This window comes from Luteolibacter flavescens, from assembly GCF_025950085.1.
Lineage (GTDB): Bacteria > Verrucomicrobiota > Verrucomicrobiia > Verrucomicrobiales > Akkermansiaceae > Haloferula > Haloferula flavescens.
Map to the genome: position 1 here is coordinate 212566 of NZ_JAPDDS010000003.1, position 24203 is coordinate 236768.

Sequence of the window (24203 nt, forward strand, 5' to 3'; positions counted from 1 at the left end):
TCTCCCATCATGAAAACGTGGACATCCCAAGCCGAGAAACGATTGGGCGAATACCTCGACGAACGCGTCCGCCGCGAAGGCTTCGACGGCGAGGATGCCGATGAACTGAAGTCCGACCTGCGCCGCCACATCCACGAGGAAGCGGAAAAGGACAGCTCCGGGAGCATCGGGCTGATGCAATTGGAAACCATCCTCTCCCGACTGGATGTCGGCTACCAACCGCCGCCTGAGCTCACGACCAAAAGAGCGCGCGGTCGCCGAAGTTCCATCGCAACATGGACCTTCGGAGTCGTGATGCCCTTGCTCGTCGTAATCCTCGAGCTGATCAGTTCATTCTGCGGCGGCGTTTTCTTCGATCCCATTCCCACGTGGTGGCATGCGCTGCTGATCCTGCTGGTGCCGGGAGTCAATGCGTGGCTTCTGAAGGGAGCCCCGGGAGGGAGGGAATCGGGAAAAGGCTTCGTGGCCGGACTCGTGCTCGTGGTCTCCGCGTTCTATGCGCTGCTCTTCCTGCCGCTGGCACCCTTGTCAGCCATCGCGCTGATCTTCTTCGGGTTCGGAATTCTTTCCCTGACGCCGATCATTGCGGGAATCGTCACCTGGCGAATCGGTCGCGGCATGAGGCGTGAGTCAGCAGACGCGCCACGCTATCGCCGCGGGTGGCGAGTGGGGTTCGCCATCGCGGTCGTGACGCTGGTTGCACTGGAGGGCCCTGCGTTGTGGACGAGGTCGCAGCTCGCCACGGCATCCGGCGATGGGGATTCGCGTGAAGCCGCCATCGAGCGACTGCGCACCTTTCACTCCTCGCGGACACTGCTCCGTGCCTGCTACGAGCGGAATGGCGAGATGGGCCGGGTGACGGACATCGCAGGATGGATCGAGCGCGGCTGGGAAATCCCCGCCTCGATCTTCGGGATGAGGATCCCTCCCGACATCGATCCCGCGAAGTCCCGCGATGTCTTCTTCCGGGTGACTGGAAAGCCTTTCACCAGCGTGGCACCGCCGCGCACCGTCACCGAATTCGGATCGCGCGGATCCCGCGGCGACACCCGCGAGTGGGAATTCGACGATCACGTCGGCAGCGATGACGTGGCGGTGCGGCTGAAGAATCTGGACATGACCGAGTCGCGCTTCGACGGCCACGTGGACCCACGTTCGCGCCTCGGCTACGGCGAATGGACGATGGTCTTCCACAACCGCGCGGCGAATGCCCAGGAAGCCCGCTGCCAGGTGCTGCTCCCGCGCGGCGGCCGCGTCTCCCGCCTCACGCTGTGGGTGAATGGCGAGGAGCGCGAGGCCGCTTTCAATGCAGTCTCGAAAGTGAAGGCAGCCTACAAGGCGGTGGCCGTGGTGCAGCGGCGCGACCCCGTGCTGGTGACCATGTGCGGGCCGGACACGGTGATGGTGCAGTGCTTCCCCGTGCCCGCCGGCGGCGACATGAAGATCCGCTTTGGCATCACCGCACCGCTCGATGGAGACCTGTGGGAAATGCCGCGCATCCTCGAGAGGAATTTCGGCCTGAAGGAAAGCCTGGAGCACTCCGTGTGGATGCAGAGCGAGGGCACCTTTGATCTACTGGAGCAGGGTGCCGCCCCTCGCACTGCCGCGGTCGATGGCCCCGGTCGCTCGATGGCTCTCTCCCTGCCCCCGTCCGCGGTGAGCGGCGGCCTGCTTGCGGTGAAGGCAACCGCGGTATCCGGCGAGGCACCCACGGTCTGGTGCGAGGACAAGTTCTCCCCCGTCCACGAGCGCTACCTGGTGCGCGAGCCGAAGAAGATCCACCGCAAGCCCGAGGGCAAGCTGCTGGTGGTCATCGACGGATCGGTCTCGATGGAGGCTTCCAAGCCATGGCTGCTCCAAGCACTCAACGGGCGCAATGCCGACATACTGCTGGCGAATGACGGCGTGAAGCCGATCACCGTGCGGGAACTCCGCGACCATCGCTTCACCGGAGGGCGCGACAACGAGCCCGCCCTGCGTGAAGCGGTCCGCCGTGCGAAATCGGGCGAAGTCGGCGAGATCGTGTGGTTGCATGGCCCGCAGGCCGTCGGGCTTTCGCAAGCGGAAGCGCTGCTGCAACTGATCGAGCGCGGCACCCGCATCCCCGTGATCCATGAGGTGATGGCCGCGCCGGGACCGAACCGCCTCGCCGAGGCCCTGCAGAGCAGCGGGGCAATGCGCCGCGGCCCCGCGCTGCTGAATCCGCTCGAAGACCTCTCCGCCTTCCTCGACACGCTCGGCCTGGAGCGCGACGAGACCGCCTGGCACTGGCGCCGCAGCGCGACCCCGCCGACCGATCTCGGCAATCCCGTGTGGGACCACCTCGCCCGCCAGTGGGCGATGGAGTCGATCGACTCGCCTCTTTCAACGATCCCCGAGATCGATCGCCCCGCTCTCGCCGCACGCTACCAACTCGTCACCCGAGTGTCCGGCGCGGTGGTGCTAGAGACGATGGAGCAATTCAAGCAACACGGACTGGAGCCGGTGGACGCGAGTTCCGTGCCCCAGGTGCCAAATGTCCCGGAACCCTCCACTGCCATGCTCGTGATGCTCGGCACCGTGGCGGCGGTCTGCCGCAGGCGGCGCGAAAAGCCTACTCCACAGCCGGCCACCCCTCCTGCCACTTGAGCGGCAGCATGCGCAGGTCGGAGCGACCACGGCGCTCGCGGTCGTAGTAGTGATGGACCAGCCATTCCTTGCCCCTCTCCCGGAAGATTGAGGCATGGCCGGGTCCGATGTGGCGGCCCTGTGTGGCGAGGAATGGCGAGCCGCCGCCGTCCTTCATGTCGGTGCCATCCTTGTCCAGATACGGGCCGGTGATCTTCCTGCTGCGGCCCACGCGAATCTCGTAGGTGCTGTCCACGCCGCGGCAGCACTTCCCCCAATTCACGAAGAGGTAGTACCAGCCGTCGTTCTTGTGGATGAAGGGAGCCTCGATCTCCGGATACATCGCGAGCCGCAGCGGCGCATCGTGGTTCTTCCTCAGCCCGGTCTCAGGATCGAGCTCGATGAGGAAGATGCCTTCCCAGAAAGAACCATAGCTCATCCACAGCTTTCCGTCGTCGAGGATCACCGCAGGGTCGATGGCATTGAAGCGATCCGGCCGCCGCGAGCGGATGACCACGCCCTCGTCTTTCCAGCCGTAGTCTTTTGACGCGGGATCGAGCGTCTTGCCGGTGAGCAACCCGATGGCGGAATGATTCGAGCCGAAGCTGGAGACGGAGTAGTAGATGAACCACTTGTCGTTCACTCGGATGATGTCCGGTGCCCACAGGTGCCCCTTGTTCTCCGGCACCTCGGTCTTGTGCCAAGCGGGATAGTCCTTGAAGAGCGGAGCCTCCCGCTTCCATCTGCCGTCCTGCTCGCGCTTCAGGAGCAGTACTCCATTGCCGGTGGAGAGGCACCATGTCGCTCCGTTCTCCTCGACCACCGTGGAGGGGTCGTGGATGCGCGGGTAGGTCTCGTCACGCGGGACCTGCGCCCGGACCGGAAGCACGGCAGCGAGGGCGAAGAGAAGCATTCGGGGAATCATGGGAAGGAAACGCGCGGCACTCCTGGATGTTTCGCATGCTGTCACAGTTGTCTTGCCGCTTCCGAGCGATCATCCCATCGTTCTTCCGTCAAATGGAGAACTCCGAAATCATTTGGTTCGTGCTGGAGGTGGCCTGCATCAGCGGCCTGATCCTGTGGCAAAAGGCAGCCCCCTCGCGGCATCTCGTCATGATGATCGCCTCGCTCGCTTGGGTCGTGGTGCTGGGCCTGCCATGGCTTTTCGTAAGCCTGAACGGGTATGAGCCTTTGATAAACGTCCTGGGCGAAGAAAGTACCTACAGCATCGTCACTCACTGCAATCTCTTCGGCTGGATCGGATGGGCTTTCTTCGCACTCGGCTTGTGGAGACTCTCCAAGGACCCTCAATTCGATCATTCCCTCCCCAAATGAGCCCGGAACTCCAGCACATCCTGACAACCGCCTCATGGCTCGCCTACAATGTGGCGCTTGCCGTCGTGTGCCTGGCCTGTCTTCGGCTGGCGAAGCGTTCCGGGGACCGGACATGGCGGGTTTCCGCCTGGCTGGGCTTTGCTTATCTGCTGATCGTCGCGATCACCTACACTGCCAGCTTCGCCACTCCTTTTCTGAATTCACACCTCCAGTTGTGGATCGAGATAGAGAATCGCGCGTATCTGGCAGCCGACATCCTGTGCACGGGACACCTGCTTTCCTTCGCGGTGGCCGTTTTCAGGAGAGTGAGGAGCCTCCCCGCCCGGCGGACCGCGCCGGACGGATGTGACGGCGAACTGGCGGATTGAAGCACCACACTATGACGACAGATGTCGTCACATTCGGCTTGCATGAGACGACATTTGTCGTCACTCATCGTTCATGCCGATGAAATCCCTTCCCCCGCTGTCGCCTGGCGAGCAGGCCTTGATGGACCTGATCTGGCAGCAGCAGCCTCTGTCCGTTGCCACCCTGCTGGAGATGGTGAATGCCGGGCGCGACGAGGCTATCTCCCGCAATACCCTGCAGACCCAGCTCACCCGCCTGGAGGCAAAGGGCTGGCTGAAGCATGACGACAGCGATCGCGTCCGGATGTATCGCGCCGCCGTCACCGAAAGGCGGGGGCGCGGGAAGATCCTCACCGAGTTGAAGCAACGCCTCTTCGGCGGCTCCGGCATCTCGCTCGTCCGTTGCCTCGTGGAAGAAGGCGGCCTGAACGATGCGGAGCTGAAGGAGTTGAAGGGCCTCATCGATAGCCACCGGAAGGGAGGCAAGCCATGAAACTGCCCGAGCACTACCTGATGACGGTCGTCCTTCACACCGCCGTTCTTTCCGCTGCGGTTCTCGTGGCCACACTATGCTTCAGGAGTCCGCAGCGCGTCGCGACGACTTCACTGTGCGGCATCTTGGCCATAGCGATCCTTCCGTGGTTTTCCGCCATGAGGCTTGCTGGCAGGAACAGCGATCCCATTGAAGAAGGAGGCAGTGCCACCTTGGTGAGCCTGCCGCAATGGACCGTCATGACAATTCCCGCCGGGGAAGCAGAGGCAGGCCCGGATGCTATCCCGGCCTCGTTCGTCGCCCTCGAAGGATTCACCCTGGCCCTCGGAATCTGGTTGCTCGGCGCGCTGATTTCGTCGGCACTGCTCTTTGCCGCCGCGGGCAAGATCCGGCGTTGGCGGAGAGGTCTCGCCATGCCTGATGACGAGGCGTGGCAAGCTATCCTCGGAGCATCACCGGAAAACCCGGATCGACGCCGCTTCCGGATTGCTCCGGTGGATTGCAGCCCGTGCGTCGCCGGATTCCTCCGACCGCTGGTCGTGATCCCGGGCTTCCTGCTCGACCCATCCATGCGCAGGGAACTCGGCTGGGCTCTCCGCCACGAAATGAGTCACTGCCGGGGCCACGACTCCCGGTGGATCATCGTGCTGGAGTGGACCCGCGCCATCCAGTGGTGGAATCCCTTCCTCCACCTGCTCGTCTCGCGCTGGAGCATGGCCCGTGAACACGTCTGTGATCTGGCTGCGAGCGAAGGTGATCGCCCCGCATATGGCGAGTTCCTCATCGAAATGGCCGCCAAGCCCACATCACGGAATCCCTTCGCCGTGACCATGGTGCGGAGCCACCGACTGAAGACCCTGAAGGCCCGCATCGTCACCGTGCTGAAAGCCGCACCCGGAGGCCCGGTCCGCCTCGAAAGGAAAGTCCTCTTCCCTGTCTGCCTCGCGATGCTGGGAGCGTCGCTGATGATTTCCTGCGTGCGCATCGGGGAAGACCATCGTGACACGACCGCCGCCAGCACCCCGGAGAAGGCGACCCGCACCAGCACATCCAGCGACACGCTGCCCGCCGGGAAAGCCGCCCAGATCAAGATCAACGTGAAGGTGCTGGCCCCCTCCGATGGCCCGGCAGCCGCGGACGGCAGCATTTTCACCGATGCGGAAATGCAGCAACTCATGAGGACCTACGCCCAGAAGCGGGGCACCATGCTGATGACCATGCCTTCCGTCACGGCGAAGACTGGCGAGACCGCCTTTCTCGAAATCGTCCGCGAACACCCGGACGATCCACCGTGGAGCATCGACCTCAAGCGCCCGCAGGCCCGCCCGAATCGCTTCGTCGGCTGGAGCCTCCGGATCACGCCGGCCCTTGACGGCGGAAAGGTCAAGGTCAGCGCCGACATCAACTACGGCTTCATCCCGCGCGCCCACTATTCCATGAACACACCTTCCGACGGCATGTTCGACAACGAGAGCAAGATCAACTGGAAGAAGCTGCAGCGGAAGGTTGCGAGGGGCATCGGCAGACTGTCCCCCGGAGAGACCGTGGCGATCAACTTGGGCGAGGTGGAATCTCGTTGCTTCCCCACCATTTTCATCACGGCGGTCCCCATCGACGCCGTCGGGCGAGAGATCAAGGACCTCCGGTGAAACAGCTCAGGCGGCGGGACTCACGCTCCCGCCGCGCCTTCCGGCACTTCAGCCAGCCTCTTCTTTCGTCCGTAAACCAACTCGAAGACCGGCGACGCCATCAGGGTGGTGACGATCGCCATCACCACGAGGATCGAGAAGAGCGCCTCGCCGATGATCCCGCGCTGGAGGCCGATATTGATGATGATCAGCTCCATCAGGCCGCGGGCATTCATCAGAGTACCCACGGCAAGGGAGGTGGCATTGTCCTCGCCATTGAGACGGGCCGCGGCCCAGCAGGCCACGCCCTTGCCCAGCACCGAGGCGAGCAGGACGACCACGCCGATGAGCATCAGCTTGGGATCGATCAGCACGTTCAACTTCGTATTCAGGCCGGAGAAGGTGAAGAACATCGGCAGGAGGAAGACCACAGCGAAGGGCTCGATCTTCTTCCGGATGTCGTCGGCGAAGACCCCGCGCGGCATCGCAATGCCGAGGATGAAGCCGCCGAAGACCGCGTGCACGCCGATGATGTCCGCATACCAGGCGGCAAGGCAGAAAAGTGCGAGCACCAGCGCCATCATCGGCTGGGAAACCTCGCCCTTGCGCTCGGCGGCGCGGCCCAGCGCGGACAGCCATTTCCGGCCCACGGTCAACGCGAGCACGCCATAGATCGCCGATCCGCCGATGGCCACGACCTCGGCACCGATGGAAATGTCACCGATGACCAACGGATGCGAGGCACCGAAGGTCGCCAGCACCACGGCCAGCACACACCAGGCGGCTGCATCGTCGATGGCACCCGCGGCGAGCGCCAGCGTGCCCAGCGAGGTGCCGGAGAGCCCCCGCTCCGAGATGATGCGGGCGAGCATCGGGAAGGCCGTGATCGCAATCGCCGCACCGAGGAAAAGCGCGCCTTCGAAATAGCGCACCTTTGGAGAAAAGATGCCGGGCACGTGCTGCAGCCAGAGGACCAGCAGCGCCCCGAGGATGAATGGCACCACCATCCCCGCGATGGAGACGCACGCCGCGCTCTTCGCCCGCGAGCGGAAGTGGTCCGTATTGAACTCCAGGCCGACGAGGAACATGTAGAGCCCCACACCGAGCTGCGCGCCTGCATACAGGATGCCCCGAGACTCCGGAGTGAAGATCGACTTCATCAGGTCCGGGAAGAAGTAGCCGAGCAGCGACGGCCCGATGAGCACGCCCGCGATCATTTCCCCCACCACCTGCGGCTGCCCCACCTTTTTCGCGAGAATCCCGACCAATCGGCAGACAACCAGGATAACGGCCATCTGAAGGAAGAAGGAGGCAGACAGGGCGTGCATGTGCGACGCCCTTGTAAAGGGGCAATGCCCCCGGTCGAGCGAGAATTATAATGCCATTGCAACATGCAGTCATGGCGACCGGACTCCGTTTCGGTTGATCCATTTCAAACAATCTTAACTCGCAGTCACATTTCTTGTAACGTCGCTCCGGCCCTCGCCAGACCACGGGGTGAAACAACCTTCCTCATCAAAATGAAACTCCTTCGACTGCTTCTCGGACTGGCCCTTGCATCATCCTCGCTGCATGCCGCCCCTACTCCTCTCGGGCAATTGACCCCGCTCGGAGACTCGTCCTACGGCAGCGCCATGGATGCCAGCGGGACCTACGCCGTGGTCGGCTGCCGCATGAGGGCCGTGGACATCGGCGCGGTGGCACCCCGCACCGTGGAGCTGCTGGAGAGGAATCCGGCGAGCGGCGTCTGGGCGCGGGCGAAAGTGTTCACCGCACCTGATCCGGGACTCTACTTCGGATGGTCCGTCGCGATCGATGGCGACAATGTAGTCGTGGGTGCCCCGTCGCTTCTCGGTGCCGGACAAGAGCAGCCCGGGGAAGGCGTGAATGGCCGCGTGTATGTGTATTCGAGGAATTCCGGCGGGACCAATGCCTGGGGCCTCCAGCGAACCATCGTGGGGCCCAGCGAGGGCACAGGCGCGCACGTCTCGCTCTCCGGCACGCATTTCGCCGTGGGCACCCCTGCCCTGCTGGCCGGGGATGTCGGCCGTATCCAGATCCACGAACGGAATCAGGGCGGCGCGGCGAATTGGGGTCAGACTGCACAGATCTACAATCCCCAGATGGGTGGCTCCAAGGGACCGGGCACACTCCGCTTCGGGACGAATTTCGACCTGCACGGCGAGGTGCTGGTTTGCGGTGCCATCGATGACTTCGAGGAAAGTACCGTCGTGCGGACATTCCTCCGCAACCAGGGCGGACCGAATGTCTGGGGACTCTCGCAGACGCTTCCGCCCATGCAACCGGGCTACCGGCAGGGCCTGCAGGTGGCCGTCCACGGCGGACGCATGGTCGCCACCGGCATGACCACCGAGAACGTGCCGTACCTGAAGATCTACTGGAAGGACTCCGGCGGTCTCTTCACCACCAGCACCGCCTACATGCCGGTGGCCGGATCGACTCCGCGCCGGGTGGCGATCAATGACGAGCTCTACGTCACGATGGATCGCGAGGACAGCGGCGACGTCCGGGTGACCGTGAGCGTGTGGGATGGCACCACGGGTGATTATTACTTCGAGCACTCCAGCCGGATCATCGGCCGGGAGGACCTGCCGACTGCCACCTACGCCCTCGCCGTGGCCACGGATGGCGTGCTCGCGGGCCTCGACCGGGTGGCCGGAGATCCGCCGTCCCACAGGGCGGGCATCATCCGCCCGCTGAGCCGGAATGCCGGTGGAGCGAATCAATTCGGCCCGCTTTCCCCCATCATTCCGAATGCCCCCGGCTCCGGCAGCTTCGGACGCGCCATGGCTCTCGCGGGGAATTATCTGATCGTCGGTGAGTCGGATGCGGCGGTCGGCGGGACCGACCGCGGCACGGCCTACCTTTTCCAACGCATGCGGAGCAGCTTCGCCCCGGCTGCTGAGGAATGGCGGCTCCGCGCCCGGCTCGGCCCGCCCACCGGCGTCGATGCCGAGGACTTCGGCTCCTCGGTCGCGATCGGCACGGGCGGAATGATTGCCATCGGTGCCCCGGGCGCCGCGGCCGGAGGAAACGCCCATCTTTTCCAGATCTCGGCGTGGGGATATCCCGCATTTCTCACCACCCTCAACCGCGGCATGCCCACCGGCGACATCCGCTTCGGCAGTGCGGTGGCGGTGGTCAATAACAGCGAAGTCCTCGTCGGCGCTCCCGGAGCGGATGTCGACGGGACAAACGCCGGGGCTGTCTATCGATACGTCAGAGGAGCCAGCAGTTGGGGATGGTCCTCGCTCCTGAGAACGGACGCCGACGGCAGCCCCGCAGGAGACGGATTCGGCAACAGCCTCTCTTTTTCCAGCAACCGCCTCGCGGTCGGGGCCCTGTCGGACGAGAACAATGGCGCGGTTTACATGTATGATCGCTCGACCGCCGGTGCCTACACGCAGGCAGCGAAGCTCCAGCCGTCGGAAAGCGGGCACGGGCTCTTCGGCCTCACGGTCGCACTGCGGGAGGATCGGCTGGTTTCCGGCACCTTCAGCCTCGGCAAGGGCGAGGCATTCGTCTTCGAAAGAGGCCCCGGTGGCTGGTCGCAGGTCGCCCGGCTTGGCCCGGCCAGCCTGGACAATTTCGACAGCTTTGGCAGCTCCCTCGCGATCGGCCGCGACTTCATCATCGCCGGAGCGCCGGGAGACGACGGGGTGCCCATCGCGCCTTCCAGCAACCGCGGCATTGCCTATCAATTCCGCCGCGGTCCCACCACGTGGACGGCATCTAACAGCCTGACGCCCGATTACTTGAATGACTCCGGCAGTCTCCTCATCACCGGTGCCTCCGAGCAGCGGTTCGGCTCCGGCATGGCAGGCAGCGGCGACTACTTTGCCATCGCATCACCGGGCTACGACGCGGTCGGCACGGACACCGGCATCGTCCGCTTTTATCGCTACGGGGGCTTCGAGCAGTGGGCGGAAAGCGAAAGCTTGCCCGCGAATCTTTCCGGCCTCCACGACGACCCGGACCAGGACGGACAGTCGAACCTTCTGGAATACGCCGCCGGTAGCGATCCGAACGACGGCAGCAGCATGGCACAACTGGCCTACTCCTTCGTCACCAGCGGTGGTGCGACTTACTTCCATGGACGCCTCCTCAAACCGACATCGCCGGAGAGGCGCGGGATCACCTACCAGCTACAGGGAGGCACCAATCTGGCCATCATGTCGCCATCGCAGGTGACCGGCGTGGTGGAAGACGCCTCGGAAATCAGCGGCCGCTACTTCCAGCCGCTGTCCACGACTCCGAAGGCTTTCCTCCGGCTGAGCGTGGATTACGCCGGCTCAGTCGCCCCATGAGTCCGCAGGAGCACCGCCGCGCGCTCTTTTTCAAGCCCTTGCCACTTGCCACCGGACGCCGGGGGATTTACTCCCGGCTCCGTCATGTCTGAAACCACACAGCCCCAATCGACCGAAGCCGAACTCATCGCCGTCCGCCGTGAGAAGCTCGGCAAATTGCGCGAGCTGGGCGTGGACCCCTTCGGCGCGGCATTCGAGACCACCCACACGCCTGCGGCCCTGCGCGAAAACTTCGCGGAAGGCCTGCAAGTGAAGGTCGCCGGCCGCATCAATGGCTGGCGGAACATGGGCAAGTCCTGCTTCTTCCACGTGGGAGACATCCACGGCCAGGTCCAGGGCTTCATCTCCGTGAAGGAGCTCTCCACGGAAAACCTCGCGATCTTCGAGTGCCTGGAGCGCGGCGACTGGCTCGGCATCGAGGGCGAGACCTTCCTCACCCGCACCGGCGAGCCGACCGTGAAGGTCGCGAAGTTCACCGTGCTCTCGAAGTCCCTGCGCCCGATGCCCGACAAGTGGCACGGCGTGGCCGACCGCGAGATCAAGTACCGCAAGCGCCACCTCGACCTGATGTCGAATGAGGAAAGCGCCGCCGTCTTCGTCACCCGCAGCCGCATGGTCGCGGAGATCCGTGCCTTCTTCCACGAACTCGGCTACCTCGAGGTCGAGACGCCGATGCTGCAGGACATCCCCGGCGGAGCCGCCGCACGTCCCTTCGAGACCTATCACAATGCGCTCGGCATGCCGCTCACGATGCGCATCGCGCCTGAGCTTTTCCTCAAGCGCCTGCTGGTCGGAGGCTTCACGAAGGTCTTCGAACTGAACCGCAACTTCCGCAACGAAGGCATCTCGCGCCGCCACAATCCGGAATTCACCATGCTGGAGGCCTACCAGGCCTTCGCCGACTTCGAGATCATGGCGGACCTCGTCGAGACGCTGGTCTGCCGTCTCGCGGAGAAGTTCTGCGGCACGCTGAAGATCGAGCACAAGGACGAGGAGGGCAATGTCACCCGCACCATCAACCTCGAGCGCCCGTGGAAGCGCGCGAATTACCACGATCTCATCGCCGAGGCCGCCGGTGCCGACTTCTTCACCATCACTCCCGAGCAACGCCGCCAGCGCTGCGAGGAACTCGGCGTGCAGATCTCCGAGAACATGGAGGACCACGAGGTGATCCAGCAGGTCTTCGAGAAGAAGGTCGAGGAGCACTCCTTCGATCCCTGCTTCGTCACCCGCGTCTCCAGCGAACTCGTCCCGCTCGCCAAGGTCACTCCCGGCGGCAAGACCGTTGAGGTCTACGAGCTCATCATCAACGGCCAGGAAATCAGCCCCGGCTACTCCGAGCTGAATGACCCGGACGTGCAGCGCGACCGCTTGGAGCACCAGGCAGGCGGCGAGGAAGAGCAGAAGGTGGACTACGACTTCATCGAGACGCTCGAGCACGGCATGCCTCCCGCGGGCGGCATCGGCATCGGCATCGACCGCCTCATCATGATGCTCACCGGCGCGCCGACCATCCGCGACGTCATCCTCTTCCCGCTGCTGAAGCGGAAGGACTGATCGGGGCGATCTCAGGCCGTCCTGATGACGATGAGCCGCTGGCCTGCACGGGTGAAGCCCATGTAGAGCTGGCGGGTCGCATCGTTTTTCAGTTCGGCCGATTCCTCCGCTGACAGGCGCGGGTCCCCTTCTCTTTCAAGCAGGGCATCCATTCCCAGCAGCATCACCACCGGAGCCTCCAGCCCGGTGGCGGCATTCAGTGTCGTCACCGAGCAGAAGGCCTCGGACGGGCGCGGCCCGGATTTCGCATCGCGAATCTTGTCCTTCCCGAGCTTGCGTTCGAGGGCATGCCGTAATGCCCACTCTTTCGGGCCATCGGCATGAAGGATCAGCAGGGACCCCGGGGCCAATCCCGACCCCAGTAGCTCCGCGGCCTGATTGGTCGCGCAGGCGATCTCGTCCTGAGCATTCGCAACGCGGATGACCAGCGGAGCCTCTCCATCCTCCGGGATCTCGGCGAGCATCGCATCGTCCGGTACATTCAGATCCGTCTCACGTGGATCATCGCCGCAGCGTTCCTGATAGAAATCGCGGGCGAATCGCAGGATCGCACGGGTGTTCCGATACGCTTTCGCCAGCTTGGTCGTGCGACCGCCACGCACGTCGATGCCGGCTGCCAGCCATGATTGGCGGCGGCGCAGGAACCCTTGCGTCGGATCTGCCGCGAGGAACAGATGCCCGCCCGGCTTGAGCCCCGCGAGGACCACCTCGAACCACAGCTTCGCGAAGAACTGCGCTTCATCGATGAAGATGGCGTCGTAAGTCTGGAGCTTCACGGTCTTCTCCACGACCGCCTCGCGGTGAAAACGGAGCGCTACATTGTGCCAATCCGTGAGACCACGGCGATCAAGCTCGTGCTGATATTCGCGGAAGAGTTCCCACAGGTCCTCACGCTGGCCTGCCGTCATCATCGTGCCGCGACCCGCGCGGTCGGCATCGAGATAGGCCTGCCGCTCAAGCAGCCGATGATCCTTGATCCAGCCGATTTCATCGACGAGGTAGGCACTGGAGAAACGATCCAATCTCTTCCGCCCTGCACGCATTTCGCTCACCAGCTTGACCGTCTGGTCCGGCCCCCATGGAAATTCCTTGCTGCCGAAATCTCGATTCAAGCAACGCCCGGCCCACTGGAAGAAGGTCAGGCAGTCGAGGGCGGCTCTCTTTCCACTCAGCTTCGCCGACCGCCGCTCGAGCTCATGCCGCAGCGGCTTGTTGTGGGTCAGCACCAGCACCCTCGCCCGAGGATGGAGCTTCGCCGACAAGAGCGCGCGATAAAGCAGCACCAGCGACTTCCCGCTGCCTGCCACGCCGGTCACCAGCTTGGTCTTGTTGGCCTTGCCATGGACGATCTCCTCCTGCTCCGGAAGCAACTCCAGGTCGTTCTTCACGCACCACTCCTGATCGAAGTCGAGGAAGCCACCTCCGATGGCGGCCCCGATATTCCGGTCCGCCGGACGACGCGCACTGAAGTCATCGGGCACCACCGACTCCGGCGTGAAGATGCGGCGCATGTGCCAGATCCCCGGCTCCGTCAGCGTGGACTGCGCCAAGGCCTCCAGACGACGCTCGAAATGCGTCGGTGCCATCTGGTTGAGCCCCAGATAGCCGGTCGATTCATCGCCACGCATCAGCATGACCTCGTCGATGGTGCGCTCTTCCACATTGGGAAAGACCACCAGGGTCTTCACGGGAAGCTTGCCCTCCAGCGGGCCGAATTCCCCGCTCGCGAGTTCCACGAACTTTTCTAACAGCTCCCGCTCCCCGCTGCCGATGTCCTCGGGCTCGATCACCTGATCCTCCGCGAAGAAGTCCCGCTGGAGCGCGGCTTCCACCATCTTCTGCGAAGTATCCGCCACTTGGATCAGGAAGGCATAGCGCTCGCGCCAGACGAGGAACACCTGCGGCCTGCTGCCGTCATCCGCCTCCATGGAAAACCACGCGGTGAAGTCGTCAGGCAGCTTCTTGAGCACCTTGCGGAACAGATGAAGAGGGCTGCCGGGCTTGCCGCGGAGCTGGTCGGGGATGATGCGGGCCATGGTAAAATCGTCTCAGCTCAGGACTCCGCCGCATGAGCCTGCCGCGCGGAGGAGGGATAGCGCCAGTGCGGCTTTTTCGTCGTACTCGGCACGGCGCTCAAGCCACTCGCGGAAGGCGGCGGAATGAATCAGGATCACTTTCGTCCGGGCGCGGGTCACCGCCACATTCAGCCGCTGCGGGAAGACGAGGAAGTCCGCGAGGCGATCCATGAAATCGCGATCCGAGACGGTGAAGCTCACAATCATCGCTTCCCGCTCCTGCCCTTGGAATCTCTCCACGGTATCCACCGCGAGATTCCGGATGCCCGGCACCTTTGAGAAGCGCGGGAAATGCAGCAGCTTCCTCACCTTCGCCGCCTGTGCCCGGAATGGCACCACCACACCGATCTCCGCGGGCGCCACTCCCCCGGCGAGCATTTCCTCGATCAAGGCAGCCGTCGCCTCCGCTTCCTCCGATGAAGCAGAGCGATTGCCCTCATGATCCAGTCCCAGGCTCACCAACGACGGCTCGCGATCCAGCAAGGCGCTTCCCACATTCTTCATCGCGAAGCGGTGCGAGGCGATCTCCCGGGCTGACTTCAGCTTGCCTTGGTAAAAGCTTTCCGACGGCCACTCGGCCAGCGGCGCATTCAGCCGGTAGGTGGTGTCCAGCATCGTGCTAGCCCCGCTCCTGGCCAGGGATACGAACACGGAGTCCTCGGTGGGATCGATCACCGGACGCTGCACCACCGGCGGGAGCTGGCAGTGATCGCCGAAGAAGAAAAAGCGCTCCGCCCGCAGCATCGGCATCATCGCCGCCTCCACCCGCATCTGGCTGGTCTCGTCGATCACCGCCACGTCGAAGCGAGCCTCGGAGGCCCGTGTTGTGAAAAGCGAGATCGGCGTGATGCCCACCACATACGGACCCGGGTGGTCCACCAGTCCCGTGTCGGCGAAATCGAACCGGAAGTCGATGCCGTCTGAATCCTGCGGCATCACGTCGGACACCTTGAAGACCGGGCAATCCACCAGGGGGCGGATCTTTCGCAGGGCATTGTGGATCGCCCGGTGCGTGAAAGCGCTCACGAGCACCCGCTGTCCATCCTCCACGAGCCGCCGCACGGTCTCCGCAAGCGCCCGGGTCTTACCCGTCCCCGGTGGTCCCTGAACGAGGTGCAGACGAGACGCGGCGAGGCAGCGCGCAACGGCATCTTTCTTCGAGTCATCGAGATCGACGTCCTCCAACTTCTCCATCTCCTCGTCGTAGGCATCAAGGTCGAAGTCATCGTCGATCTGGCCATTGAGCAGCGGCAGCACCACGTCCCGTCCGTGTGCCGACCTCGCAAGCTCGCCGAGGGCTTTCAGATAGTATTCGGAGAGATCCACGTGGTCCTCGTCCAAGGTCCAGCCACCCGTCCCGGAAGGTCGCCGACTGGCCCGGACCGTGAGCCCCTTGTCAGTCAGGCCGAGGAAAATGGCAGGCACCCAATCGTGTCCGCCGGGGTCATTCTGGCTCAGCCTCACCCGGTCCTCTTCACGGAAGAATGCGATATCTTCCTCCGAAGGATGGAAATGCACCAACCATTCCCCGCCCGCCGAATCGATCTCGCTGATCTCCAACAGCCCGATGGCTCGACACCCCTCGACGCGTTCCGCGAGCGGCTTGCCCCAGCGCTCGCGGGCCTGATCCCAACCATGACGAGCCTCCTCACGGATTCTCGATTCAAGGTCGGTTAAAAATTCAGCAGCCTGGGTCATGGGGAAGTTAAGTCACCTTAACAACCCATGACCGTAGGGGAAGCGTTGAATCCGGGACTCCGACACCATGCCGGAGCCCGCCAATCATGCCACTGCACTCACTTCCCTGCAGCCCACTTCACGGAGTTGGCGATCAGCTTGCGGAAGTTCGGCTCCTCATGGGCCTCGCCGTCGTGGCCGGGGGCGATGCAAACGATGCGCGACTTCGGGTGCTCGACGATCCAGACGGACGGGTGCTTCTTGCCGGTCTGGCCGGAGACGGAGGTCTCGATGAGCACCTGCACCTTGGCAGCGGGATCGAGGTTCACCTGATAGAGCTCGTCCTTCAGCCTGAACTCACGCTGGAGTCCGGCGACGACAGGGTGATCCGCCTTGGTGACCGTAAGGCCGAATTCACCGAGCGGGTCGTGGGCGCGGGCACCGCCGCCGACGAAGGTGCTGTTGAAAGCGGGCCACTCGCCGAAGTTATACCACGTAGCCGGGTGGAGCAGCACGAGGCCGCCGCCATCCGCGATGAAGGACGCGAAGGCACGCTGGAACTCGGCGCTCTTCACATAGGCCGGATCATTCGAGCTGAAGAGGAAGACATCCGTGCGGGCCAGCTCCTCGGCAGCCTTGGCCGGGTCGGTGGTGTAGAGCGTGGCGCAGCCTGCCTCGCGGAGGATTTCCTGGTCTTCCTGATCATACCAGCGCGGGAAGTCATGCGAACCACCGCCACCCGCAAGCAGCACTCGCAGCTTCTCCTTCGTCGCCGGCAGGGATGCGTTCGATTGCTCGGCTGGGCCACCGTCCACCGGTTGCGCGGCGAGCTTCCCGTCGCTGGAGGCGGACTCCAGGGTGATCGCGGCGATCATCGGTGCGGCAATCTTGTTGCCGCTGGTGAGGACGAGCTTCTCGATCACTCCATCTTTCTTCTTCAAATCGCGCCACAGGTAGCGGATCTGGCCGTGGCTCACGAGGTCGGCCCAAGCTGAGCCGGGGACATCGATGCGGCCCGCGTGATCGGCGAATTCCACGCCGTTGCGCAGCGCGATCTCTTCCACGCCACCGCCCGCATAGTGGACGCCGATGGTCACCAGCGGCTCCTTCTCCTGCATGACGGGGAAGCCCCATCCGGCGACACCACCCAGCACATGGATGCGACCTGCCGCGGCATTCACCGGGATCTCGATCTTCTCCGGCATCGTGCGGCTCACCGCGCGATCTTCCATGCCACCCTTCAGCACGATCACATTCTTACCACCTGCGGTGGTGAGCGGATCGGAGAGTTGGAATGGCACGCCTCGCTCCTCGATCAGGCCGTAGCGCTTGAGACCGACGCGGTCGCTCGGGGTATCCTGGGCGAGATACACGCCGCGGCTACCATCGGCAGTCGCCGCCTTGCCAAAGGACACCGTGTGGAAGCGCTGCTCGCCGGAGCGCAGGTAGGTGATCAGGTCGCGCAGCGGTTCGGCACCCAGACCTTCGTAGCCTTCCGGCATGAGGGATTTTCCGGTGTTCGAGCGGCTGGCGATAGTGTTGCGCGGCACCTCCGTTTCACCCGCGGCATTCTTCACGAAGATGCTTCCGGCCGTCTCGCGGCTGACGAAGCCCGCCAGCGTCTTGCCGTCGGTGGTGGTGATGTTCCACATGTGGTAGCTCGGCTCCACCTCACGGTTCGGATCCACGATGTGGGTCAGCAGTGTCTCGATGCCGTGGACGCCCATGCCCTCGAGCACGGGGCCGACGAGGGCACCTTCATCGCGATACTTGTGGCATGCGGCACAGGAGGCAAAGAGTGCCTTGCCCATCTCGGCATTGCCCGGCTTGCTGACTTCGGGAAGCAGGCGCGCGATGATCGCGTCCTTCGCCTCGCTCGCCCCGCGCAGCTTCTTCATCAGCGGCGCGGCGTGCTCCTTCACCTTCGCATCCGGGTGATCGGCCAGGCGCGGCAGCACCGTGGTGCCGACGACTGCCAGCGTGAGTTCGCCGCTGTCGAGGGCATCGATCAATGCGATGGCCGAAGCAGGCTTTCCAAGCAGCGCTTCCAGCACCTTCGCCTTGTCCTGCGCGCCGAGCGACGGCAGCGCGGCGATCAGCAGCTTCGCACCATCCTGTGAAGCGCTGGCCGCGATCGCGTCGCGAACCGCACCCGACTTCGCGGCCCCGGCTCCAAGCGCCTTGGCCAGATCCTGCGAGTAAACCGGCAGCGCAGCGAGGGAGACGAGCACCTGTTCATCGGTGCCCGCAGTCTTCAGCAGCTCCGCCACCGCGGCGTTGAGCTGCTCTTCCTTCCAGCCCTTCGCGGCGAGCGGCAGGGCAGCCGCGCGCACCTTTGGCGTGCCCTTCGTGGCAAGCTCGCCGAGTGCTCCGTCGAGGCGGGCATTGCGCGGGAGCTCTCCCTGATAGAGCGAGTTCAGGCAAGCCACGGCCATTTCCTCCGAGCTCTCCAGCGCGGAGAGCATGCCGGCAAGCTGGTTTGCATCCTTGCGACCGGCATCGAAGAGCAGGCGGACGAGACCCGCGTGCTTCGCCGCGTCGGGACGGGCGAGCGCCTTCGCCAATACGGCGGCGGGATCATGCTTTGAGAGGCGGGCGACTGCCGCGAGCGTCCAGCGGTCATCCGTCGGCACGGCGGCGAGGACTTCCGGGGAAAGCTTTGCCTCTGTTGGAAGACCGGCAAGCCACTGCAGTCGGACCCGCGATTCCTTTTCCGCGCCGAGGCGGGTTCCGATCGCATCCACGACCTTCTTCGTGGCAAGCTTCGGATGGGCACCGATCACGCGGCCCGCCGTGACGCGAACGCCCATGTCGGGATCTCCCAGCGCGGCGATGACTTCATCCTCTTCCAGCACGCCGGCGGCGGCACGCACCCACATCGAGTGGATCTTTGCCACGCCCTTGGCGTCCTTCAGCTTCAGCGCGGCGGTCTTCACGTCGCCTTCCTCGATCAGCCGCTGGGCACGGAAGCGCACCTCGCGGTTCGGGTGGGAGAGCGCAGCAATGCGGCCATCGGGCGTCGTCAGGTCGGCCTTCGGCAGCGCCTTCGATTGCTTGTGCGAGTAGCGCTGGATACGGCCGAAGAAGTGGTCGCGGTCCGGGCGGGCAGCCTGGTGGTTCCACAGGTGGATGGGACCGCGCGGGTCATTGTGGAGGATCGCCTGGTTGTAGAAGTCGATCACGTAGAGCTGGCCGTCCGGCCCGACCCGCGTGTCGATCTGGCGGCTCCAGAAGTCCCGGGTGGCGGAGAATTCCTTGTCCCGGACCATCTCGGCCTTGTAGGTCACGCCATCCGGCGAGAGGGCCTCGTGGTGTACGATGTGTACCGTAGGTTCACAGGTGAAATAGCCGAGATCCCACGACTCCGGCCACGCGCCGCCTTCATAGACGGCGCATCCGCAGGCCGCGGTATAGGAGCCGATCACGTCGTTCGGCTGGTTCTCCACGATTTCCTCCCATGACATCAGCGGCTTCACCGGGCGGAGGTGCACCATCACCTGCCACGACGGCTCATTGCCCATGCCTGCCTCCGCCATCAGGCGGTCGGTCACCGGCACGTGCATCACGAGGTCGCCCGAGGTCGGCTGGGTGAAGAACATCTCGCCATCCGCCGTGAGGTCCACGCCCCAGCAATTGCCGCTTTTCGCGCTGACCATCTCGATCTTCGAGCCATCCGGCTTGAAGCGGACGATGCCGGAGCCGAGCGCGCCGAAGTCGATCTTGCCGTCGCCCGACGTCACCTTGTTCGAAGATGAATAGCCCTGCGTCGCGTAGACCCAGCCATCAAGGCCCCAGCGCAGGTTGTTCAGCACCGCGTGGGTGTCAAAGTTGCCGAGACCCGTGTAGAGCGTCTCGCGCTTGTCGGCCTTACCATCCTTGTCCGTGTCGCGGAGGAAGAGGATATGCGGCGGCTGCGCGACGATCACGCCGTCCTTGTAAAAGCAAAAGCTGGTCGCGAGGTCGAGGTCGTCGGCGAAGACATTCTTCGTGTCCATCACGCCGTCGCCATCCTTGTCCTCCAACCACGAGACCGTGTCGCGGCCCTTGCGCTCCACCGGAGCGGGCTTCTTGAGGTCCGTCTCGCGCTGCCACAGCGTGTGCATCGACTCCGGTCCCCCGCCCCGCTTGCCCTCGGGATACTCGACGCTCTCCACAACCCACAAGCGGCCCTTGTCATCCCAGTCGAGATTCAGCGGCTTCGAGATCAGAGCCTCCGAGGCCACCAACTCCGCGGTGAAGTCCGGATGCACCTCCAGGCTCTCGATCGCCTTTTGCGGCGAGAGCGGACCGCCCGGCGGATAGACCAGCGCGGCGAGATCTTCCTTCGAGGAAAGTTCGTCCACCTGGTCCTCACCGGCAGCCCACAGAAGCGAGCGGCGCAGCAGCGTGCGGATGGCTGGATGCGAGCGGGTCGCCTCCGTCTTGCCCGGCACCACATAGACCACGCGGCCCTTGCCCTTCGCCTCGGTCCACACCACCGGGGAGACGCCATAGACGTAAGGCTGCGGCACCGTGCCCTTCATGTTCTTGCGATTCGGCGACCAGGTCGTGGTCATCACGTGATCGCCAGCCGGGACATCGAGGCCGTGGATCATCTCATCCTCGATGTCGAAATTCGAAATGCCCTTCGTCAGCGGATGCTCCCGGCCCGGAGGCGTGAAAAACAGCGGGATGGTGCCCGACCAGTGCGTGACCTCGCCTTTCACCCATCCGGACGCCGGTATGGCATCGTGCAGCAGCACCACGCCGCCGCCCTTTTCGACGAAGGCCTCGATCAGACGGCGCTGGTCATCGGTCCATTTCTCGCCGGCACTCAGCAGGATCACCTTTGCCTTCGACAGGTCGGCGGCGGTCGGAAAACCGTTTTGTGCGGATACACCATCGACCACCGCGTCCTGCAGGAACATCGGTGGCGGGGCTGCTTGGCCGATGGTCATCCATCCGGCAGTTAGGATCGCGGCTAGGGTCGCTCTCATGGTCGTGTTTCCTCCTCTACTTCGGGTCTCGGGGTGGTTCTAGCCTGTGCAGCAATCGCGATACGGGATTGTGGATTTCACCGGCGGTTTCGCTCGTCGGAAGCAAATTCTACAAGCGCGGGAACGACTTCTCAAAAATCCAGCCTTTGCCCCACCTCGCCTGAATTCCTGCCCTTGCTTATGCTCCACCAACTCCGTTCTCGCAATGCCGCGAGTCAGATTCCTTCCCAATTCTCCCGAAAGCAGGCATTTACCTTCACGCAGTGTCCAACGCGGAGCGCGACCACCTGAAAGCCAACTTGCTCGGCATGATTGCCGGCCAAGGCGACGGCATCGACTTGGACACCCCATACCGCTGGAATGTCAAGGGTATTGAAGAAGCTGAACGTTTCTTCCGTAGCCTTGATTCCCTGCTTCCTGCGGATTCTGTCCTTTATTTTGAGGGCTGCTCAATCGCCCGCGAAGTTTCCGAATTTTATGAATCTCACCGGGCGAAAAACCCGGTTGCAGTCGTCCGCGATACGATTTCGCCGACTCCGGATACTTACCATGTCGATTTTTCTCCAGCCGTCGTAACCGGGCTTTGCGAACTCACTGCCACCCGAACGTCGGGAGAGGCATTTTATCACATCAAGGCCTATCGCGGGGAGACTTTGCTGTTCACCTTCCATGATGCCTTCGAAGGTGATCTGCTGATTTCAGAGCACATCGCCGAGTCCACTGTCGCGGATTTTTGCATCCGCCTCGGTGTGACTTACAGGCAAGAGCGAAACACCAAGCGTGATCCGGAGCAGCTCCGCCGTCTTCTGTGGGCATTGGAGAATCCTGATCAGGTGCGGTTTGTGGGGGAACCTTGGTGGAGAAGAGCTTGGAGACGATGGACAGGATGGTGACAACCGAGTCCACATCGCTTGAATACTGGATCAAGCGGTCAGTGCTGAAGTCGCCTCCCGCCTTTGAAGAGCCTCTGCCCCATAAGCAATTCCGGCTCTTATTCTAGTGGAGAGTCATTCATTTCACCGGCGGTTCTCGGATGGCCGCCAGCCGATCCATTTCTTGTAGGTGTTCGAAAAGGTGTGCGGATTCGAGTAGCCCACCATCCGCGTGATCGTTTCCACCTTCTCATCCGTGGTGGAGAGCAGGTGCCTCGCGGTCTGCATGCGGAGGAAGGTAACGTGCTGCATCGGGCTGCGGCCGAGTTCGTCGCGGCACAGGCGGCGCAGGTGCTCCTTGCAGACGCACGCGCGGGCCGCGAGTTCCTCCAGCGACCACGAGTGCTCGAGCGATTTCTCCACCGCGTCCCAAAGCTTCCAGAGCCGGGCATCGCTCTGGTGCGGCTGGGCAAAGCGGAGGACGTAGCCGTGGATCAGCTCCGTCCACAGGTGGAGCATCGCCGGGGCATTCGCGCCGGTGGCCTCGGCGTGCAGTCCTTGGATCGCATTCAGCAGCGGCTGGGGATCGTAGGCCCCAAGCACTGGCGAGGCGGCGGAGACGATGGGATTTGACTCGCGCGACTCCAGGTAGCGCACCCAGCACATCCGCCACGGCTCGCTGCCGGTGGTCTTCATCGCATTTGTCACGAAGGGCGGCAGCAGGCACGCCTGCCCCGCGGTCACTTCCCGCCACTGGCCATCCGCCTTCACCAGCCCGCTACCGCTGACGCAGGCGAGCATGAAGGTGCCCGACTGATCCGGCCGCGACATCTCGAAGGACGGCTCTGAGATCATCACGCCGGTATGCGCGATGTGGTGCTGCGCGAGCAGCGGGCACACGGGACTGTCCCGCAGCCAGTCGCGGTCGTCGCTGACGTCGGCACGAATCACCGAATGCCGACTCACTTGGGTTTCTGAAACGGACATTCAGCCAACACTACTCCGGCCAGCTTCCTCCGCAAGCTCATGGAATGTGGATTTTCAATAGGGAAAATTGTGCTTCTGAGACTTGCCGCCCTCCCCCGCCATTCCGAGAGTGTAATTCCGATATGAGCGATTCACCCAAGCGCTTCGTCCAGGACGGCGAGCAGATCCACGAAACCAATGCGTGGACCTACAACGAGTGGCTGTGCCGCCCGGACATCGTCGCCGCGGAAAAGCTGCTGATGGTCCGCGCCACCATGCCGCCGGGACATTGCCACCCCTTTCACCGTCACCCTCACCGCGAGGAGATCATCCACGTCGTCTCCGGCCGCGCCGAGCAGTGGGTGGGCAACGAATACCGCATCCTCGGCCCCGGCGAAATCGCCCACCTCCCGGCCGGAGTCGTCCACGCGACCTACAATCCTTTCGAAGAAACGCTGGTCTTCCACGCCATCCTCTCGCCCGCCACACTGCCTGAGCGCCTCGCCGCCGCCGTGGATCCCGAAGATGTCTCGGATCAAGCCCCGTGGAGCACCCTCCGCGACGGCATGACGCCGTGCCGGATGCTGTGACCGGCGGCTCGACATATGACAAATCATCTGACAGATTGTGGGCGTGAAAACCAACGTCACCACGCTGCTCCGCGACTTCCCGAAGGTCCGCCGCGCCGCGTTGGCAGGTGAAGAGGTGATCGTTCACACGCGCGACGGGGATCTCCGCATCACCGCCGTTCCACGGACGGGCGAGTCCATCCTCGGCAGCCTCAAGGACGAGATCACATTCGCAGACGACGATCTCGACCAACCCGACGGCAAGCCAACCGATTGGAAGCCCTCGCTGTGAAGGCCTGTCTGGATACCCACGCGGTCATCTGGAGCCTGATGGATGACCCCAAGCTCGGGAAAAATGCACGCGAGCTGATAGCGTCCTCCACTAGGGACGATCTGATCGTGTCCGATATCACCTTGCTCGAGGTCTCCATGCTTCTTTCAAAGGGAAGGCTTCAGACGCGTCAGGAGCCCGTCTTTCTCCTCGGAAAGATTGCTGACAGCTTCCGGATCCTCCCGATCTCCCCGGAGATCGCGGCTCTCGCCACATCCTTGGCGCTTCCTCAGGGCGATCCGTTCGATCGTGTCATCGCTGCTACCGCGGTCCATCATGGGATCCCATTGCTGAGCCGGGACAAGGCACTGAAACGCAGCAAGGCGGTGGATATCCTCTGGTAATCTGGGCTTCCCCGAGAAACCCGACGGAAACGCCCGCCAAAGCGGCATTCTTTCCGAATACCCCGCCCTATAAAACGATGGGTAATGAGCCCTTGCCA

The 24203-nt window shown here is 63.6% G+C and carries 17 protein-coding genes; 11 read left to right on the forward strand and 6 right to left on the reverse strand.

Annotated elements, in window-relative coordinates; all coding sequences use genetic code 11:
* Positions 1–9: 9 nt before the first annotated feature.
* Positions 10–2628 carry a VIT domain-containing protein gene (locus OKA04_RS06680; protein ID WP_264500368.1) on the forward strand — a complete coding sequence of 873 codons (2619 nt, stop codon included), beginning with the start codon at positions 10–12 and terminating at the stop codon, positions 2626–2628.
* Here the strand turns inward: OKA04_RS06680 and OKA04_RS06685 are convergent.
* On the reverse strand, positions 2594–3520 hold the full coding sequence (locus OKA04_RS06685; RefSeq protein ID WP_264500369.1) for an arabinan endo-1,5-alpha-L-arabinosidase: 927 nt from the start codon (positions 3518–3520) through the stop codon (positions 2594–2596). The genes OKA04_RS06680 and OKA04_RS06685 overlap by 35 nt on opposite strands.
* A gap of 104 nt (positions 3521–3624) precedes the next feature.
* Here OKA04_RS06685 and OKA04_RS06690 point away from each other — a divergent pair, with 104 nt between their 5' ends.
* The 4 genes from OKA04_RS06690 to OKA04_RS06705 all read left to right on the forward strand — a co-directional run bounded on the left by OKA04_RS06690 (position 3625) and on the right by OKA04_RS06705 (position 6431).
* Positions 3625–3942 (forward strand): hypothetical protein, encoded by a 318-nt coding sequence (locus tag OKA04_RS06690; protein WP_264500370.1) that lies wholly within the window; start codon positions 3625–3627, stop codon positions 3940–3942.
* Positions 3939–4310: a hypothetical protein gene (locus OKA04_RS06695; protein ID WP_264500371.1), complete on the forward strand. Its 372-nt coding sequence runs from the start codon at positions 3939–3941 to the stop codon at positions 4308–4310. The genes OKA04_RS06690 and OKA04_RS06695 overlap by 4 nt, the downstream gene beginning before the upstream one ends.
* 79 nt (positions 4311–4389) lie before the next feature.
* Complete coding sequence (locus OKA04_RS06700; RefSeq protein WP_264500372.1) at positions 4390–4782, forward strand: BlaI/MecI/CopY family transcriptional regulator; 393 nt, start codon at positions 4390–4392, stop codon at positions 4780–4782.
* A complete protein-coding gene (locus OKA04_RS06705) occupies positions 4779–6431 on the forward strand; it encodes a M56 family metallopeptidase (RefSeq protein ID WP_264500373.1) in 1653 nt (550 codons plus the stop codon). The genes OKA04_RS06700 and OKA04_RS06705 overlap by 4 nt, the downstream gene beginning before the upstream one ends.
* A gap of 20 nt (positions 6432–6451) precedes the next feature.
* Here the strand turns inward: OKA04_RS06705 and OKA04_RS06710 are convergent, their stop codons facing one another.
* Positions 6452–7705 (reverse strand): cation:proton antiporter, encoded by a 1254-nt coding sequence (locus tag OKA04_RS06710; RefSeq protein WP_264500374.1) that lies wholly within the window; start codon positions 7703–7705, stop codon positions 6452–6454.
* Between the two features lie 225 nt (positions 7706–7930).
* Here OKA04_RS06710 and OKA04_RS06715 point away from each other — a divergent pair, with 225 nt between their 5' ends.
* Both OKA04_RS06715 and lysS read left to right on the forward strand, forming a co-directional pair.
* A complete protein-coding gene (locus OKA04_RS06715; protein ID WP_264500375.1) occupies positions 7931–10738 on the forward strand; it encodes an FG-GAP repeat protein in 2808 nt (935 codons plus the stop codon).
* A gap of 84 nt (positions 10739–10822) precedes the next feature.
* Complete coding sequence (gene lysS / locus OKA04_RS06720) at positions 10823–12295, forward strand: lysine--tRNA ligase (protein ID WP_264500376.1); 1473 nt, start codon at positions 10823–10825, stop codon at positions 12293–12295.
* 11 nt (positions 12296–12306) lie between these two features.
* Here the strand turns inward: lysS and OKA04_RS06725 are convergent, their stop codons facing one another.
* The 3 genes from OKA04_RS06725 to OKA04_RS06735 all read right to left on the reverse strand — a co-directional run bounded on the left by OKA04_RS06725 (position 12307) and on the right by OKA04_RS06735 (position 21023).
* Complete coding sequence (locus OKA04_RS06725) at positions 12307–14331, reverse strand: UvrD-helicase domain-containing protein (RefSeq protein ID WP_264500377.1); 2025 nt, start codon at positions 14329–14331, stop codon at positions 12307–12309.
* Positions 14332–14343: 12 nt separating this feature from the next.
* Complete coding sequence (locus tag OKA04_RS06730) at positions 14344–16068, reverse strand: DEAD/DEAH box helicase (protein ID WP_264500378.1); 1725 nt, start codon at positions 16066–16068, stop codon at positions 14344–14346.
* A gap of 98 nt (positions 16069–16166) precedes the next feature.
* Positions 16167–21023 carry a PVC-type heme-binding CxxCH protein gene (locus OKA04_RS06735; RefSeq protein WP_264500379.1) on the reverse strand — a complete coding sequence of 1619 codons (4857 nt, stop codon included), beginning with the start codon at positions 21021–21023 and terminating at the stop codon, positions 16167–16169.
* 263 nt (positions 21024–21286) lie between these two features.
* Here OKA04_RS06735 and OKA04_RS06740 point away from each other — a divergent pair, with 263 nt between their 5' ends.
* Complete coding sequence (locus tag OKA04_RS06740) at positions 21287–21916, forward strand: hypothetical protein (protein WP_264500380.1); 630 nt, start codon at positions 21287–21289, stop codon at positions 21914–21916.
* Positions 21917–22039: 123 nt separating this feature from the next.
* Here OKA04_RS06740 and OKA04_RS06745 read toward each other — a convergent pair whose 3' ends face one another.
* Positions 22040–22846, reverse strand: a complete 807-nt coding sequence (locus OKA04_RS06745; RefSeq protein ID WP_264500381.1) for an AraC family transcriptional regulator — start codon at positions 22844–22846, stop codon at positions 22040–22042.
* A 158-nt stretch (positions 22847–23004) separates the two neighbouring features.
* On the opposite strand from OKA04_RS06745, the gene OKA04_RS06750 reads away from it, so the two are divergent.
* The 3 genes from OKA04_RS06750 to OKA04_RS06760 are packed head-to-tail and all read left to right on the forward strand — an operon-like array spanning position 23005 to position 24105.
* Positions 23005–23451 (forward strand): cupin domain-containing protein, encoded by a 447-nt coding sequence (locus tag OKA04_RS06750; protein ID WP_264500382.1) that lies wholly within the window; start codon positions 23005–23007, stop codon positions 23449–23451.
* A gap of 43 nt (positions 23452–23494) precedes the next feature.
* Positions 23495–23722, forward strand: a complete 228-nt coding sequence (locus OKA04_RS06755) for a hypothetical protein (protein WP_264500383.1) — start codon at positions 23495–23497, stop codon at positions 23720–23722.
* Positions 23704–24105 carry a type II toxin-antitoxin system VapC family toxin gene (locus OKA04_RS06760; RefSeq protein WP_264500384.1) on the forward strand — a complete coding sequence of 134 codons (402 nt, stop codon included), beginning with the start codon at positions 23704–23706 and terminating at the stop codon, positions 24103–24105. The genes OKA04_RS06755 and OKA04_RS06760 overlap by 19 nt, the downstream gene beginning before the upstream one ends.
* Positions 24106–24203 lie beyond the last annotated feature (98 nt).

Bases quoted from the DNA above. Each gene is read 5' to 3' on its own strand.
- OKA04_RS06725 (WP_264500377.1), bottom strand. From the start codon at position 14,331: ATGGCCCGCATCATCCCCGACCAGCTCCGCGGCAAGCCCGGCAGCCCT.
- OKA04_RS06685 (WP_264500369.1), bottom strand. From the start codon at position 3,520: ATGCTTCTCTTCGCCCTCGCTGCCGTGCTTCCGGTCCGGGCGCAGGTC.
- OKA04_RS06730 (WP_264500378.1), bottom strand. From the start codon at position 16,068: ATGACCCAGGCTGCTGAATTTTTAACCGACCTTGAATCGAGAATCCGT.
- OKA04_RS06715 (WP_264500375.1), top strand. From the start codon at position 7,931: ATGAAACTCCTTCGACTGCTTCTCGGACTGGCCCTTGCATCATCCTCG.
- OKA04_RS06700 (WP_264500372.1), top strand. From the start codon at position 4,390: ATGAAATCCCTTCCCCCGCTGTCGCCTGGCGAGCAGGCCTTGATGGAC.
- OKA04_RS06690 (WP_264500370.1), top strand. From the start codon at position 3,625: ATGGAGAACTCCGAAATCATTTGGTTCGTGCTGGAGGTGGCCTGCATC.
- OKA04_RS06695 (WP_264500371.1), top strand. From the start codon at position 3,939: ATGAGCCCGGAACTCCAGCACATCCTGACAACCGCCTCATGGCTCGCC.
- lysS (WP_264500376.1), top strand. From the start codon at position 10,823: ATGTCTGAAACCACACAGCCCCAATCGACCGAAGCCGAACTCATCGCC.
- OKA04_RS06750 (WP_264500382.1), top strand. From the start codon at position 23,005: ATGAGCGATTCACCCAAGCGCTTCGTCCAGGACGGCGAGCAGATCCAC.
- OKA04_RS06680 (WP_264500368.1), top strand. From the start codon at position 10: ATGAAAACGTGGACATCCCAAGCCGAGAAACGATTGGGCGAATACCTC.
- OKA04_RS06710 (WP_264500374.1), bottom strand. From the start codon at position 7,705: ATGGCCGTTATCCTGGTTGTCTGCCGATTGGTCGGGATTCTCGCGAAA.
- OKA04_RS06705 (WP_264500373.1), top strand. From the start codon at position 4,779: ATGAAACTGCCCGAGCACTACCTGATGACGGTCGTCCTTCACACCGCC.
- OKA04_RS06735 (WP_264500379.1), bottom strand. From the start codon at position 21,023: ATGAGAGCGACCCTAGCCGCGATCCTAACTGCCGGATGGATGACCATC.